General features: G+C 40.2%; 15 protein-coding genes and 1 tRNA gene. 11 read left to right on the forward strand and 5 right to left on the reverse strand.

The annotated features are described in order from the left end of the window. Positions 1-3: 3 nt before the first annotated feature. A tRNA-Glu gene (locus tag Q4597_RS19525) sits at positions 4-75 on the reverse strand. A 69-nt stretch (positions 76-144) separates the two neighbouring features. Further along, positions 145-1,623 (reverse strand): proline--tRNA ligase, encoded by a 1,479-nt coding sequence (proS, locus tag Q4597_RS19530; RefSeq protein ID WP_303407784.1) that lies wholly within the window; start codon positions 1,621-1,623, stop codon positions 145-147. A gap of 95 nt (positions 1,624-1,718) precedes the next feature. Between proS and Q4597_RS19535 the strand changes: the two genes are divergently transcribed. After that, positions 1,719-2,966, forward strand: coding sequence for a hypothetical protein (locus Q4597_RS19535; protein WP_303407785.1), 1,248 nt, complete (start codon positions 1,719-1,721; stop codon positions 2,964-2,966). A 40-nt stretch (positions 2,967-3,006) separates the two neighbouring features. Then, on the forward strand, positions 3,007-4,524 hold the full coding sequence (locus Q4597_RS19540) for an OmpP1/FadL family transporter (RefSeq protein WP_303407786.1): 1,518 nt from the start codon (positions 3,007-3,009) through the stop codon (positions 4,522-4,524). Positions 4,525-4,572: 48 nt separating this feature from the next. Here the strand turns inward: Q4597_RS19540 and Q4597_RS19545 are convergent, their stop codons facing one another. Next, positions 4,573-5,997 (reverse strand): T9SS type B sorting domain-containing protein, encoded by a 1,425-nt coding sequence (locus Q4597_RS19545; RefSeq protein WP_303407787.1) that lies wholly within the window; start codon positions 5,995-5,997, stop codon positions 4,573-4,575. Positions 5,998-6,117: 120 nt separating this feature from the next. Beyond that, complete coding sequence (locus tag Q4597_RS19550; protein ID WP_303407788.1) at positions 6,118-7,920, reverse strand: T9SS type B sorting domain-containing protein; 1,803 nt, start codon at positions 7,918-7,920, stop codon at positions 6,118-6,120. Positions 7,921-8,121: 201 nt separating this feature from the next. Here Q4597_RS19550 and folE point away from each other — a divergent pair, with 201 nt between their 5' ends. Together folE and cysS are read left to right on the forward strand one after the other, a co-directional pair. Next, positions 8,122-8,802: a GTP cyclohydrolase I FolE gene (gene folE / locus Q4597_RS19555; RefSeq protein ID WP_215912586.1), complete on the forward strand. Its 681-nt coding sequence runs from the start codon at positions 8,122-8,124 to the stop codon at positions 8,800-8,802. Positions 8,803-8,817: 15 nt separating this feature from the next. Next, positions 8,818-10,296 carry a cysteine--tRNA ligase gene (gene cysS / locus Q4597_RS19560; protein ID WP_303407789.1) on the forward strand — a complete coding sequence of 493 codons (1,479 nt, stop codon included), beginning with the start codon at positions 8,818-8,820 and terminating at the stop codon, positions 10,294-10,296. A gap of 2 nt (positions 10,297-10,298) precedes the next feature. Here cysS and Q4597_RS19565 read toward each other — a convergent pair whose 3' ends face one another. Next, positions 10,299-11,222, reverse strand: coding sequence for an AraC family transcriptional regulator (locus Q4597_RS19565; protein WP_303407790.1), 924 nt, complete (start codon positions 11,220-11,222; stop codon positions 10,299-10,301). 221 nt (positions 11,223-11,443) lie between these two features. On the opposite strand from Q4597_RS19565, the gene Q4597_RS19570 reads away from it, so the two are divergent. The 7 genes from Q4597_RS19570 (at position 11,444) to Q4597_RS19600 (ending at position 16,136) form a co-directional block, all read left to right on the forward strand. Beyond that, positions 11,444-12,964: an aldehyde dehydrogenase family protein gene (locus Q4597_RS19570; protein WP_215441356.1), complete on the forward strand. Its 1,521-nt coding sequence runs from the start codon at positions 11,444-11,446 to the stop codon at positions 12,962-12,964. A 1-nt stretch (position 12,965) separates the two neighbouring features. Beyond that, positions 12,966-13,337 carry a DUF779 domain-containing protein gene (locus Q4597_RS19575; protein WP_303407791.1) on the forward strand — a complete coding sequence of 124 codons (372 nt, stop codon included), beginning with the start codon at positions 12,966-12,968 and terminating at the stop codon, positions 13,335-13,337. A gap of 156 nt (positions 13,338-13,493) precedes the next feature. Further along, the gene (yidD, locus tag Q4597_RS19580; protein ID WP_215912582.1) at positions 13,494-13,703 is read left to right on the forward strand and encodes a membrane protein insertion efficiency factor YidD; all 210 of its coding nucleotides are present in this window, start codon (positions 13,494-13,496) and stop codon (positions 13,701-13,703) included. Positions 13,704-13,784: 81 nt separating this feature from the next. Further along, positions 13,785-14,747 carry a prolipoprotein diacylglyceryl transferase gene (lgt, locus tag Q4597_RS19585; RefSeq protein WP_215441350.1) on the forward strand — a complete coding sequence of 321 codons (963 nt, stop codon included), beginning with the start codon at positions 13,785-13,787 and terminating at the stop codon, positions 14,745-14,747. Positions 14,748-14,849: 102 nt separating this feature from the next. Beyond that, on the forward strand, positions 14,850-15,338 hold the full coding sequence (locus Q4597_RS19590) for a DUF192 domain-containing protein (protein WP_303407792.1): 489 nt from the start codon (positions 14,850-14,852) through the stop codon (positions 15,336-15,338). Positions 15,339-15,344: 6 nt separating this feature from the next. Further along, the gene (locus tag Q4597_RS19595) at positions 15,345-15,863 is read left to right on the forward strand and encodes a GNAT family N-acetyltransferase (protein WP_303407793.1); all 519 of its coding nucleotides are present in this window, start codon (positions 15,345-15,347) and stop codon (positions 15,861-15,863) included. Between the two features lie 84 nt (positions 15,864-15,947). Beyond that, entirely contained in the window at positions 15,948-16,136 is a 189-nt protein-coding gene (locus Q4597_RS19600) for a hypothetical protein (protein WP_303407794.1), read from the forward strand. The last annotated feature ends 9 nt before the right edge of the window (positions 16,137-16,145 follow it).

Consider the following 16,145-nt stretch of genomic DNA (forward strand, 5'->3'; position numbering starts at 1 on the left):
TTGTAGTCCGTAGGGGAATCGAACCCCTGTTACCAGGATGAAAACCTGGCGTCCTAACCCCTAGACGAACGGACCATACTTTGCGCAATTGCGGATGCAAAAATACAATTATTTTTTACTAACGCAATAGTTAACTTAATTTTTTTAATAAGCTTTTGCAAAAAGTACTCTTTTTGCGGAAGGTTCTCCTGTTACCATGCACTTACCATCAGTGTTTTCGGCATCTAACGGGATACATCTAATAGTTGCTTTGGTCTCTTCCTTTATTTTTTCTTCGGTTTCATTAGTTCCGTCCCAATGGGCAGATATAAACCCTCCTTTTTCTTCCAAAACTTTCTTAAATTCCTCGTACGTAGCAACTTCGGTAATATGCTCTTCTCTAAATGAATGCGCTTTTTGATAAATATTTTTTTGAATATCGTCCAAAAGAAATTCAATTTTAGCAACTACATCTTCCGCTGGCACTGTCTCTTTTTCCAAAGTATCCCTTCGAGCAACTTCATACGTGCCGTTTTCTAAATCTCTCTGACCAATTGCCAAACGAACGGGAACACCCTTTAACTCATATTCGTTAAACTTGAAACCTGGTTTATGGGTATCTCTATTATCAAACTTAACAGAAACACCTTTGGCCCTTAATTCTTTTACCAAAGGTGCAACCCTATCCGAGATAGCATCCAACTGATCGGTTCCTTTATAAATTGGCACGATTACCACTTGTATTGGCGCTAATTTTGGTGGCAAAACCAATCCATTATCATCACTATGAGTCATAATCAAAGCTCCCATAAGGCGTGTAGACACTCCCCATGAAGTAGCCCAAACGTATTCTTGCTTACCTTCTTTTGTAGCAAACTTCACGTCAAAAGCTTTAGCAAAGTTCTGACCTAAAAAGTGTGATGTTCCTGCCTGTAAAGCCTTACCATCTTGCATAAGCGCTTCAATACAATACGTTTCTACCGCACCGGCAAAACGCTCACTTTCTGTCTTTAGTCCCTGTATAACGGGCATTGCCATGTGTTCTTCAGCAAATGCCGCATACACTCCGTTCATTGTTTCCGCCTCTTGTATAGCTTCCGCTTCAGTAGCATGGGCCGTATGCCCCTCTTGCCAAAGAAACTCCGCGGTTCTAAGAAATAGGCGTGTACGCATTTCCCAACGAACTACATTGGCCCATTGGTTGATCAACAAAGGTAAATCTCTATATGACTGGATCCATCCTTTATAGGTATTCCATATGATAGCCTCACTAGTGGGGCGCACCACTAACTCTTCTTCTAATTTTGCATTAGGGTCAACTCTCAATTTTCCAGGTGCATCAGGGTCATTTTGGAGCCTATAATGAGTAACTACGGCACATTCCTTGGCAAAACCTTCAGCATTTTTTTCTTCGGCCTCAAACAAACTTTTAGGTACAAAAAGTGGGAAATACGCATTTTCATGTCCCGTTTCCTTAAACCTCTTATCTAGCTCTGCTTGCATTTTCTCCCAGATAGCAAAACCGTATGGTTTGATCACCATACAACCTCTTACAGCTGAATTTTCGGCTAAATCGGCTTTTACCACGAGTTCATTATACCATTTGGAATAGTCCTCGCTGCGCTTTGTCAAATTCTTACCCATTATATTTAGTTTGGCACAAAACTTGTGCTTATGTTAGCAAAATAATTGGGTAAAACTACTTATTTTTACTATGTTCAACAATAAAAATTGCACCCATGATACATTTACCACCCAGCAGTAAAATTCGGCTTCTTGCACTTTGTACCTTAATCGGCATTGTTGCAGTGTCTTGCGGCTCGTACCAGTCTGCCTCATATTATGATAATGATGGAATTTATTCTAGCGACAACCAAGTTAGCGTAGAGCGCCAGACTAGACCTCAGCAGACAAAAAAGCAGGATAACGGAGAACCCTATTCTGATTATTTTGGACAACAAGCGGGTCAATATGACCAAATGCTGGAAGGTGAAATATTTACGGATATAGATTCATACTCCAGTGACATTGCCCAAGACAGCATTTCAGACGGGCAACTTACAGATTATTACAATAACAACAATGATTACGCCGGATATGCAGGATGGGGTGATAATGCAACTGGTGTAAACATTAATATTTACGATAACGGATGGAACAATTTTGGCGGTTTTGGCTGGGCTTCACCTTGGCTATATAACGGCTATGGTTGGAGAGGTTACGGATATGGTGGTTTCTATAATCCTTGGAGATACAGATACAGCCCTTGGGGATGGGGAGGCTACGGATACGGTGGTTTCTATGGCGGATATTATGGCTGGGGCGGTTACGGAACTTGGTGCCCTCTATATGGCTATTATAATGGTTTCAACAACTACTCCTACCGAAACCGAAACTACGCCTACAACCGCAGCAGAAGGGGTTACCAACATAACACCAATGCTATTGTTGGAGGCAACTCAAGATATGTTTCACGTAGTTCCAACGTAAATCGTAGCAGTAGGTCAACACCAAGATACTCTGCTAATAACTCAAGAAGGACCAGCACCAACAGAAGTTCCGCTTCCGGAACCTCAAGAAGCTACAGCAGCAACCGCTCGTCCGCATCTAGAAGAACTGTAGGCGTTGACAGGAACAACTCTTACAGAACAAGCAGAAGCACAAGGGCTACTCCCAAATACAACAGTTCGTCAAGAACCAGCACTTCTAGAAGCAGCGCAACTACACCGCGAAGAACCTCTACATACAGAAGTTCAGGAACTAGAACTAGTGGTAACAGTACATATAGAAGCACTTCTCTTAGAAGCAGCTCCTACAGATCTTCGGGAACAAGCAGAAGCAGTTCTAGCGGAAGCACCTATAGAAGTTCTGGCCGCTCTTCAAGTAGCTCGGGCTCTTACAGAAGCTCAGGAAGTTCAAGCAGATCTTCATCTGGGTCAAGCTCTAGATCTTCTGGATCAAGGTCATCATCAAGTAGAAGAAACTAAGTCCAAAATCACGAAGTAACTTACTTTAAAATTGCTAGGAATGAGAAAATATATAACATTCATAGGGCTATTTGCATGTGCCATTGCAAGTGCCCAAACTATAAATGATGTTTTGCGCTACAGTACCGAAAACCTTCAAGGTTCGGCACGTTTTCAAGCTATGGGAGGAGCTTTTGGTTCTCTAGGCGGAGATTTATCGGCCCTGAACATTAACCCTGCCGGTAGTGCAGTTTTTAACAACGGACTATTTTCTATATCCGGAACTAACTATTCCAGAAATACGGATTCCGATTATAACGGAACTTTAAACAGCACCCGAAACAACAATTTTGACATTAACCAAGTGGGTGGTGCATTTGTTTTTAAATCTACCGATCCAGATAGCAAATGGAGGAAATTATCCCTTGCGGTGAATTATGACGTTGTTCAAAATTTTGACGACCGAATTACAACTTTGGGCAGTAGTAACGAAGCCATAGACAATTACTTTCTTGACTATGCGGATGGTATACGTCTTGAACCTTTAAGATTATTTCAGAACGAAACTATTGGTGAGGCCTACTTGGATATTGGCGCAACCAATGGTCTTGGTTTTTTTGGACAACAAGCCTTTTTAGGGTTACGAGCAGGTATTATTGAGCCAACCGTTGATGACGACGATAATACAAGTTACTTTTCCAATGCAAATTATCAGAACGTTAACCAAGATTTTAGACAAACCATATCAGGATACAACAGCAAGTTTACGGTCAATGCAGCCACGCAGTATGGTGAGAATTTCTATTTTGGAGCTTCCCTTAACTTTCACACTATTCAATATGATCGTTTGGACAGATATGACGAATCTCTTACGGATACCGACACCCAAGAAATAAGGACCGTAGCTTTTGACAATTTGTTGGTTACGGAAGGTACAGGCTTTTCGCTCAGCCTTGGTGCAATTGCAAAAGTAAATGACGTTATTAGATTGGGCGCTAGCTACCAATCACCAACTTGGTATCGTTTGACCGATAATTTTTCCCAAGGAATAGACTCTAACTACCCTAATAAAGAAAGTAATTTCAATTTTTTTGACCTGAACTATATTAACATTTTCGATTATCAAATTAAAACACCCGGAAAAGTAACAGGAAGTATTTCTGCTATTTTTGGTAAAAGCGGACTTTTAAGTGTTGATTACGGCTATCAAGACATGTCTAACGCAGAGTTAAGACCTACAAGCGATTCAGGTTTTGCAGATGAAAATGAATTTATCTCCGAAAGCCTAGGGGCGGTATCATCTATCCGGATTGGAGGCGAATATCGTATACAACGAGTTAGCTTAAGAGCTGGATACCGTTATGAGCAGAGCCCTTATGAAAGTGGAAATATTATTGGAGACCTAAATGGGGTTTCCGGTGGACTTGGGTATAATTTTGGTAGAAGCCGATTGGATTTAGGGGTAAACCGTACCGAGCAAGACGTACTCCAATACTTCTTTGATACAGGAATAAATACTCCCGCTCTTTTAAACAGAGTTAATACCAATGTTACTATTGGCTACACTTTAAATTTCTAGAAGAATAAAACTATATATGTTCTTAAAAGTCTGGCAACCGCCGGACTTTTATCTTTTTAGGGCAAAGTGTGCCTTTGTAGTTTTTGCTACTTGAACGTTATTTTCTTGCTCCCCGTACTCCAATTTAAACCAATAGGTAGAGGAAGGCAAAGGGTTACCGTTTAGAGTTCCGTCCCAACTTGAATTTACCCCTAGTTGTGCCAGTAATTTTCCATAACGATCAAAAACAAAGACTATAGGATCAGTTAACGTCTCTATTCCTTTAATGTTCCATGTATCATTGGCTCCATCATTATTAGGGGTGAAAAATTTAGGATAGCCTACTACTAAAAATTCAATAGGTTCTGTTGTTCCGCACCCATTTTTATCATTGATTACCAACGTGTTTATACCGGGAGGAACATCGTTAAAAACGGCCTCATCCTGAAATTCTCCTTCGTTAATAGCGTATTCATAATCACCATCGCCATCAACAAAAATTTCAATGTTGTTCAAATTCGGGTCTAAGGACAAGTTGGAGTTTAGGGTCTCAACACGATCAAGAACGGGTATTCCATAATAGGTGATAAGAATATCGTCTAAAATATGTCCACCGGCATCCGTAGTTATATCCACAAAATACCTTCCCGTATCCGGACTGGAAACAGAGATTTGGGTGGCAGATGGACCCGACCCTAACGGCGCATCTATGGTACCATCATCATCATAATCAACAGACCATGCTATATTGGAAATATCCGGTCCCGCCGGTGAATTCAAAGCACTCAATGTAATATCCGGGTCGCCTTCGCAAGCTGCTATATCCAAGCCTAAAAATTCATCTCTGAGGGTACAGTCCAAGGCCGTATTCTGATCGGCCGCTACGGAACTTCCTGTAAAGGTGAGCATAAATGGCTCGCGCTCGTCATCAAAATTCGTATTAAAATTATTGATTAAAATGTAATACACCTCTCCTGGCAATACATCTAAATACTCATCATAGGTGTTCAAATTCTGAGTAACGGAAGGTGATCCCGTTTGACCATTTTCAGGATTCACCCCTAAGCCAGTAAACCTAGTATTGTTCACTTCGTAATTACACCGTATGGGCTGCACTGCTCCGGTACCTATAGCCGTGCAATCTACATCAGGACCGTAAACGGCAAAATCCCATTCCGCCGTTGGCGTACCAGAACCACTCACGGGCAATGCTTCCAAATCAAACCCAACTTGGCCTTCGGTGCCCGCCCTAAAAACAAACCAAGATGTATTGTTCTCAATATTAGCATTACTAACGCTACCCTTCTCAAGACAACCGGTTTCCGTAATTACTTCCGGATCAAAATCATCTATCACGCCCGTACCGTCTGCATATCCCATAATAGGAGCATCGGCACATACGGGAATGGCCGTCCGACAATCAGCTGAGTTTTGGGCTTGAATTTCTATACAAAGAAAAAAAACCGCACAAGTAACAGATAGTAAAAAGCGCATAGGTATGGGGCTAAAACAATACTATTAAATAACTCAAAGACAGTAATTTTAGTATGCTTGAGCAGAAATAATAGACGGTTTATCGATAAAATACCCAATCTAAAAGTAGATTCTAGAGACCTATCGTTTCAAAGAGAAATGATTATTAATGTATTTGGCCGTCACGGTCTGGCCATCGGCTGCCGTATAGGTAAGCTTGAACCAATAATCCGTTTCCGGTAACGGTTTCCCATCAAAAGAACCGTCCCATTGCGAATTGCTAGGATCCAATTGAGCCAATAGTTTTCCAAAACGGTTATAAATGGTAAGTATAGGAGAATCCAATAAATCCGCTCCGGTAATGCTCCAGAATTCATTGGAACCATCTCCGTTAGGAGTAAAAAATTTAGGAAAGCCTATCACCACAATTTGTTCGGACACATCTCCGCATCCCTGCGGATTATTTACCGTAACCGTATGCATTCCCGGTTCAACTTGATAAAATTTATTTCCGGTTTGATATGCTCCGCCGTCCAAGCGGTATTCATATTCCACAGAAGCATCCGTTAACACGGTTACCGTATTATTATTCTGTAAATCTTCAATTTCAATATCAATGATTTCAGGCGGTCTGGATGTTAAAACCGTTACCGTTCTGGAATCACTACAACTCAAACCCGACTGTGAGTGGGTAACCGTTAGTTCATAATTACCTTCTGCGGACACCAATATATTGGGACTCGTCTCACCAGAGCTCCATTGATAACTATAGTTAGGGTTGGTATTTTCCAAACCGATACTTACCCCGGCATCCGCTTCACATAAAAACACTTCCAATGGAAAATCCAAAACAGGTGCTTCTATATTGGTCAATTGAAATTGCTGTGAAGCATCATAACATCTTGAATTACCTATGGAAGTAACCCGTACAAAAATGGTTTGAGAACCAGATTGAGTTTGATACTGTTTAGGCAAAGCATTTGCACCACCAACCGCATCGGCCATAATGGCATGGTAAGTTACTAAAAACTCTTTGGGGCTTTGAACTCCCAAAACTTCCGAATCTTTCTGAGAAAGATCATACATGGCCAAGCCTCCACACGAAGCATCGTCCGTGACGGTCTGAGCCACTGGCATATCCGTAAAAAACACCTGAACATCACTAATAATAGTTTCCGAAGGACGAATAACTTCTATCCTATAATTTGCCGAAGTACTCACTTCATACGTAGGGCCATTTTCGCCAATTACTTCCGTAAATCCACTACCAGTATCTGCAAACCACCTATATAAGGATGCTCCCGAGGTAGTACCGTCCAAAATAACCGTCTCATTTTCACAGGCAGCTATTGGTGGCCCAAGAAGGTTATTGATTATGGAACAATCCAAAGCATCAAAAGGATTGGTCACAAAAATATGACCTGAGAACTGTATGGAAAATCCAGAGTTGTTATTACTGAAATTGTTAATGAGTAAATAATAGTCTTCTCCTGGCTCTACATCCAACCAAGCTTCATATTGAACATTCTCCGCATTTCCGGTAGGGTCCTCTCCCACTCCAATAAAAGTATTCTCATCCTGATTATCAAAAAAGTTGCATCGTACAGGCTCCCCTAAATTACTGCAGTCATTAGATCGGTAAAGTGCAAAATCCCAATCTTCCAGAGTATCTATTCCAATATTAAAACCCAATTGCCCCGAAGCCCCTGTTCTAAATCGGTACCAAGCAGAATTAGACTCAATAGCACCGGTCAAGGTTTGTTCTAAACAACCACTAACAGACGCACCGTTAAAATCATCTATACCAAAACCTGTTGTACCTCCGTTAACCGGGGTATTGTTACAAATGGGTATAGCATTGCTACAATCTGGGGAAACCTGTGCTTGCACAGCACCTATTCCCAGAAAGAGCAACATGGCCCATAAGATCGTAAAACGATTCATTTAACAAATTGCACCTTGATATACCATAAAAGTAACTTGTTCCTTTTCTTAACAGCAATTTATGTTGTGTATCAGGACATATAGAACATAAAGTGCCATATTATGTATATCTTTGCAGTTCGTTTTACTCGGCACGAAGTGTAGTGTATTGAAACTTTTTAAGACGAATTGGGCATTAGAAATGCCAATAGATATAAGCAGATGAAAATTGATAGTACTTTGGAAAAGCAATTTGAAGATTTAGGAGACGATCATGTTTCCACATCAGAAGACACCCCTTTACGTAAAGATGCATTCGTGTTGAGCGATGATGAAAAGATTGAAAGAATACAGGGTAACATAAGAGAGGTATTGCTCACTTTAGGTCTTGATCTTGATGATGACAGCCTAAAAGGCACACCCAATAGAGTTGCTAAAATGTTCGTAAAAGAGATTTTTGGAGGGCTTCACCCGGACAGAAAACCAAAAGCCTCTACGTTCAGCAATAAATATAAATATGGCGAAATGTTAGTTGAAAAGAATATTACGCTTTATTCTACTTGTGAGCACCATCTTCTACCCATCGTAGGCCGTGCCCACATTGCCTACATCTCTAACGGAACGGTTGTTGGTCTTTCCAAAATGAACCGTGTAGTAGATTATTTTGCGAGAAGACCTCAAGTACAAGAGCGCTTGAACATCCAGATTGTACGCGAACTTCAGAAAGTTTTGGGCACAGATGATGTTGCCTGTGTTATTGACGCTAAGCACCTTTGCGTAAATTCAAGAGGTATACGCGACATAGAAAGCAGCACTGTTACAGCAGAATACGGAGGTAAGTTCAAAGAAGAAGCCGTGCGCCGCGAATTTTTAGATTACATTAATTTAGATACTACTTTTTAATAGCTCTAGCATAACATGCAATTGTACCTGAACCAGAAGTTAAAGATTTACAATTCCCTTTCCGGTAAAAAAGAAATATTTGAACCTTTAAACGAAGGCCTTATAGGCATGTACGTCTGCGGACCTACGGTTTACAGCAACGTCCATTTGGGCAACTGCCGTACTTTTATGTCCTTTGACATGATTTTTAGGTACCTTAAGCATTTAGGTTACAAAGTGCGTTATGTGCGTAACATTACGGATGCCGGACACTTGGTAGATGATGCGGAGGACGGCGAAGACAAAATTGCAAAAAAAGCAAGGTTGGAACAGCTAGAACCTATGGAAGTGGTACAGCGTTACACTATAGATTTTCACAACATTCTAGAGCAGTTCAATTTTCTGCCCCCAAGTATTGAGCCAACCGCTACGGGCCATATTATTGAGCAGATTGAAATCATAAAGGAAATTCTTAACAAAGGTTTTGCCTACGAAGTAAACGGATCGGTATACTTTGATGTTTCAAGATTTAACGACAGCCATGAGTACGGTAAGTTAAGTGGAAGAAAATTAGAGGACATGATTGCCAATACCCGAGAATTGGCCGCTCAGGACGAGAAAAATAGTCCGCAGGATTTTGCTCTTTGGAAAAAAGCGGAGCCACAACACATTATGCGCTGGCCTTCGCCCTGGGGCGATGGTTTTCCCGGTTGGCACTTGGAATGTACGGCAATGAGTACCAAATATCTGGGCGAAACTTTTGATATTCATGGTGGCGGTATGGACCTTAAATTCCCGCACCACGAATGCGAAATAGCCCAAGCCGAAGCGTGCTACGGGCATTCTCCCGTAAGATACTGGATGCATGCCAATATGCTGACCATGAATGGCAAGAAGATGGCCAAATCTACAGGAAATAATATACTTCCCGGCGAAATTTTTACCGGAGAGAATGATATTCTGAGTAAAGCCTTTTCACCTTCAGTGGTTCGGTTTTTTATGATGCAAGCGCATTATACAAGTATCCTAGATTTGAGCAACGATGCACTTCTAGCTTCTGAAAAAGGGTTTAGCCGCCTAATGGATTCCCTTTCCATTTTAGATGGATTAGAAACTGGCTCCAATAGTAATTTTGATGTTGAGGCATGGAAGCAGCAATGCTATGATGCCATGAACGACGATTTCAATACACCTATTTTAATTGCGCATCTTTTTGAAGGAGTCAAGCATATAAATCTTATTAAAGAAGGCAAAGAAAAGATTACTGCAGCCGATAAGGATACACTCACCCATACCTTAAATGCTTTTATATTTGATATTTTGGGCTTGGAACAAAAGGGAGGTACTTCTGAGGATGCAGGAAAACTTTCAGGAGTTATAGAACTATTAATAAAACTCAGAAAGGAAGCTCGTGAAAACAAGGATTTTGCAACCTCCGATAAGATTCGCGACCAGTTGGCAGAACTTGGTATTCAACTAAAAGACGGTAAGGAAGGCACCACTTTTAGCATCTAAATTTACATCTGATTTCTAAAACTCAATGTTTTTGCTTGATAATCACTTGGTGAAAGTTGCTGGTGCGCCTTAAACACCCGGTTAAAATACGAGCGGCTTTCAAAACCACATTGCAGGTACACATCTTTTATACTTCGTTTGGGGTCTTGAAGTAAACCCACAGCAAGCTTGATCCTTTCATTATTAATGAACTCAATTGGAGAAATTCCCAGTTCGGTCTTAAAGACCCTATGAAAATGTGAAGGACTCATACAAGCTTTGTTACTTAGCTCCTCAACGTTTAAAGGCTCATGTAAATGTTCCCGAATATATCGTATTACTGTAGCCAGCCTACTGCTAGCATCTAATTGTAATGTTGAATTTGAATAAATTTTACGTTCATTGGTCTGTAAAATGCGAATAATCAGTTCCCGTAGCATATTGTCCACAAAAAAATCTTTGGAAGGGTGATTTTCACTGAATAAATACAAGAGTCGTTGTAAAATTTGAAAAATACCCGCATCGTTTACAAAATGAAAATTGTAATCCATTAAGCCCCATTCCCTATTGTCGTGCTTTGGCATATTTTCGTTCATGAGTTGTAGCACCCGATCAATTTTATCCTCGGAAATAGCCAGTGCCAAACATCGGGTAGGGTTCTTTTTCATGGCCTCCGGAAAATCTATGCACATAGTTTCATTAGAAGGCAGCACTAAAGACTCTCCCGGCAAAAAATCAAAGGACTCGTAATCCCTAAGGTGCATAATTTTCTTTCCCTCTATCATACTCGCCAAAACTGGCTGGTCAAACTTTAGCAATACCCTTTCCGCCTGTTGGTGCGTTTCAAAAACATGCAACGCCGCATTATTTAAGGTATAGGAGGTTTGATTCTCAACTAATGTTTCCAACTTTCGGTTCGAAAGAAATTTATCCGATAATCCAATCATAACAGAACAAGTATCAATTCAACTCAATAATTACTAAGAAATATACAAAATAAGCATCAGTAAAATACCAATTTAACAAAGAATGATAGTATTGGTCATACTAATGGTAGAAATGGTCAGATAATTTGATTCTAACTCCACTACATTTAGAAAACCATTTATATATAACTGATATACAGATATATAATCAAGAACATTCTATTAATTTAACACCCTTAGTTATGAGCACACAAACAGTTGAAAAAGACGTTCTACAAAAACCTAAGTTTAAGAGCCAGTATGAAAATTATATTGGAGGAAAATGGACCGCTCCTAAAAAAGGAGAATATTTTGAAAATTTATCACCCGTAGACGGGAATGCTTTTACAAAAATAGCGCGCTCCACATCGGAAGATATTGAATTGGCCATTGATGCCGCTTGGAAAGCCGCTCCGGAATGGAATTCCTCTTCTGCCACTACAAGAAGTAATATGCTCTTAAAAATTGCAGATGTTATGGAACGCAACTTAGAAACATTGGCAAGGGCCGAAACTTGGGATAATGGCAAAGCCATTCGTGAAACTATGGCTGCGGATATTCCATTGGCTATAGACCATTTCAGATATTTTGCGGGCGTTATAAGAGCGGAAGAAGGCTCCGTAAGTGAACTGGACTCCAATACCGTAGCCTTGAACGTAACGGAACCTTTGGGCGTTGTAGGGCAAATCATTCCTTGGAACTTCCCCATACTAATGGCCACTTGGAAATTGGCGCCAGCGTTGGCGGCAGGTAACTGTGTTGTGCTAAAACCTGCTGAACAAACACCCGTTGGTATCATGGTACTTATGGAACTTATTGAAGGTATACTGCCAGATGGTGTACTGAACGTTGTAAACGGTTTTGGTGCAGAAGCGGGAAAACCACTAGCTTCAAGCCCTAGAATAAACAAAGTTGCCTTTACCGGAGAAACCACTACAGGTCAGCTTATCATGCAATATGCTTCTAAAAACATTACCCCGGTAACTTTAGAATTGGGCGGAAAATCTCCCAACATTTTCTTTGAAAGTATTATTGATGCCGATGACGACTTTTTTGACAAGTGCCTGGAAGGTGCCGTTATGTTCGCCCTTAACCAAGGAGAAGTCTGTACTTGCCCTTCTAGAATGTTAGTACAAGAAAGTATCTATGACCGTTTCATGGAAAGGGTAATTGAACGTACAAAGGCAATTAAACTAGGTCATCCGCTAGATCCTACTACCATGATGGGTGCACAGGCCTCCAACGACCAATACGAGAAAATTTTAAACTATATCAACATTGGAAAAGATGAAGGTTGTGAAGTTTTAACGGGAGGTGAAGCCGCATACAACGAAGGCCTTGAAGGCGGCTACTACATTCAGCCTACCATACTTAAAGGCAACAATAAAATGAGAGTTTTTCAAGAAGAAATTTTTGGACCTGTAGTCTGTGTTACCACCTTTAAAGATGAAGCCGAGGCTATTGAAATTGCCAATGACACTTTATATGGACTAGGCGCCGGGGTTTGGACTAGAGATACGCATCAGGCCTATCAAATATCAAGAGCAGTACAAGCGGGTAGAGTTTGGGTAAACTGCTATCACCTATACCCTGCCCACGCTCCGTTTGGCGGCTATAAAAAGTCTGGAATAGGCCGTGAAAATCATAAAATGATGTTGGCGCACTACAGACAGACCAAAAACATGTTGATTTCATACGATAAAAAGGCCATGGGCTTCTTTTAAGATGAAAACGCAAAGAGTTTTAGTTTCAGATGAAGCAAAGGAGATTATCCAACATTTGAAAGAAACACATGGTAAGCTCATGTTCCACCAGAGCGGTGGATGCTGCGATGGCTCCTCACCTATGTGTTTTAACGAAGGGGAACTCATGCTGAACGAGACAGATATTTGGTTAGGCAATATTGCGGACTGTGACTTTTACATGTCCAAAGATCAGTTTGAATATTGGAAACATACCCAATTAACTATTGCTGTTACTCAAGGAAGAGGGGCCAGCTTTTCCTTGGAAATTCCATTAGGAGTTCGGTTTGTTATAAAATCAAGGTTGTTTACCGAAGAAGAAACACTTGATTTGGAACCGGTACACCATGCATAAAACCGATTAAAATCTGTAATCATAGCTAAAAATCCGCATATTAAAATGCGGATTTTTTTATTTGGGACATACTGATACTTTCTAAAAGGATTAATCAATTTATCGTACTTTTACTGCTCTAAACACAATGTCTTGGCCCTATCCCTAAAAAAAATAATGATAGCCCCTTTTGTATTTTTGGTCAGGTTCTATCAACTTGCCATCTCACCGTATACACCGGCAACGTGTCGCTACTCCCCTACTTGCTCACAATACACTTTGGAAGCCCTAAAAAAACACGGTCTTTTTAAAGGAGGCTGGTTGTCCGTAAAACGAATTTTTAGTTGCAATCCTTGGGGAGGAAAAGGCTACGACCCGGTACCTTAAAATTTATAACGTCGATTTAAGATTCAGTAAAGCCCAACGGCTATCTATTTTATTATCTTAGTGCCCTTAAAACACCTTAACATGTACTTTTTAGGTATCATCTGGAATCCGAACGAAACACTTTTCACACTCGGCCCGTTACAGATTAAATATTACAACTTACTTTGGATTACCGCTTTTGCCCTTGGTTGGTACATTATGAAGCGTATTTTCACTAACGAAAATAAAACGGTTGAGCAATTAGACTCTCTTTTTATCCACACCGTTCTTGCCACTATGTTGGGCGCGCGTCTGGGGCACGTGTTCTTTTACGACTGGCCCTATTACAAAAACCACCTATTAGAAATATTACTTCCAATACGGGAGAGTGCTTCCGGCCAACTCTTTGGTTTTATCAACGGCTACGAGTTTACCGGTTTTACGGGGCTTGCCAGTCACGGTGCAATTATAGGTGTTCTTATTGGCACCTACTTATATCAAAAGAAATACCCGGATATGAAAACCCTTTGGTTGTTAGACCGTATGGTCATACCATTTGCCATAGGTGCCTTTTGCGTACGATTAGGTAATTTTTTCAATTCGGAAATCAATGGAAAGGTAACCGACGAATCGTTTATTTTTGCTACTAAGTTCCTTAGGGATTCAGATGATCTTCATCCATCAAAAGCATTGGCCATAACGCAGGAAAAAACTGTGAATGCGGCCTATAGCGCCATAGAGAACAATCCACAATTTGCTGACCAATTGGCACAGATTCCGTTTCGTCATCCAGCGCAGTTGTATGAAGGAATAGCCTATATTTTTGTTTTTATACTTCTGTATTACCTCTACTGGAACACGGACAAAAAGAATAGTACGGGATACCTTTTTGGGTTGTTTCTGGTCTTACTTTGGACAATTCGTTTCTTTGTGGAGTTCGTTAAGAAAAGTCAAGGTGGCTTTGAAGAAAGTTTAGGTTTACTTTCAACCGGACAGTGGTTGAGTATTCCGTTCATTCTAATTGGTCTTTATTTTATGTTCAGGCCAAAAGCTACTAAATCATAATTTATATTGATTTTTTTTTAAGACTAGGAACTAAAATCAGTGTTTTGTCTATGAGCAAAGCACCTCATTTATCATCGGCTTTTAAGCATAAGCGATATTAAAATGAAATACTTCAAAACATATTTATATCTAAGCATTGCTGCACTCTTGTTCACGGCATGCAAAGAAGAGCCTAAAAAAGTAATTAAAGCGGAACCTGTAGTCTTTAAAAAAGAGGGGGAGCTTTCTATTTTCAAACAGAAAACTGATAGTTTAATCACTTCTTTTGAGATTGAAATCGCCGATAGTGAGTACGAAACCCAAACTGGGCTTATGTACCGCAAAAGCATGAAGACCAACCGTGGCATGCTTTTCATTTTTCCTGATGTGGCAGCACACTCCTTTTATATGAAGAATACTGAATTTCCTTTAGACCTTATTTTCATTAAAGAAGATATGACCATTGCCAATTTTCATGAGAATGCACAACCTTTAAATGAGTCTAGCTTACCTTCTGCCGGTCCGGTGCAATATGTTTTGGAGTTAAATGCCGGACTCGTTCAAAACTTTGGTTTACAACCGGGTGATAGTGTCGCGTTCACCAAATTATAATCTCAAATGGATTTGCTTTTAGAAGGAAAAGAAACCCAGCGACTGCTATTTCGAAAAGTAATTCCATCTGATTTTGACTTATGGCTACCTTTTCATGAAGATATGCGGTCCAACCAATTTTGGGTAGGATTACCCAAGGACCCAAAAATTGCCTGCCAGCAACAATTTGATCGCATATTTGAGCGGTATGAAAACAATTTAGGCGGCATGAATGCCTTAATTTCAAAATCAACTGGAGAATTTATTGGTTTATGCGGCCTACTTAAACAAACCGTAGACGGTATTGAAGAATTGGAAATAGGCTATTCCATCCTACCAAAATATTGGCGACAGGGTTATGCTAGTGAAGCTGCTCTAGCATGTAAAACGTACGCTAAGCACTTACAATTAGCCGATTCCTTGATTTCTATAATTCAAGTAGATAATATTCCATCTCAAAAGGTAGCCCTAACCAACGGAATGCATTTAGACAAGACCACTACATATCATACCTATACCGTACATATATTCAGGGTCCTATTATGATACAAATACTTCTAATTTTAAAGAGTTAATTGAAAGCACTCCTTTCTTTCCATAAGCTTTCACCTATTCAAATAAAATTACTGAATGTTATGGATAATAGCCATAAGTGAAGTAATCACAAATTCAATATCCAATAATTCCATCTTATCCAATAATCCTGCATTTGGTCCAGAGTTTCAATCAAAAAAGTTCCTTGGTTATGCACGGTTGGAACGGATTGCATATCTTGTAGGACTTTCTTTTAAAAGCGAGAGTTTTATTGTTTACGGATAATTAAAAAAA

The organism is Zobellia sp. 1_MG-2023 (assembly GCF_030549125.1).
GTDB classification, from domain to species: Bacteria; Bacteroidota; Bacteroidia; order Flavobacteriales; family Flavobacteriaceae; genus Zobellia; species Zobellia russellii.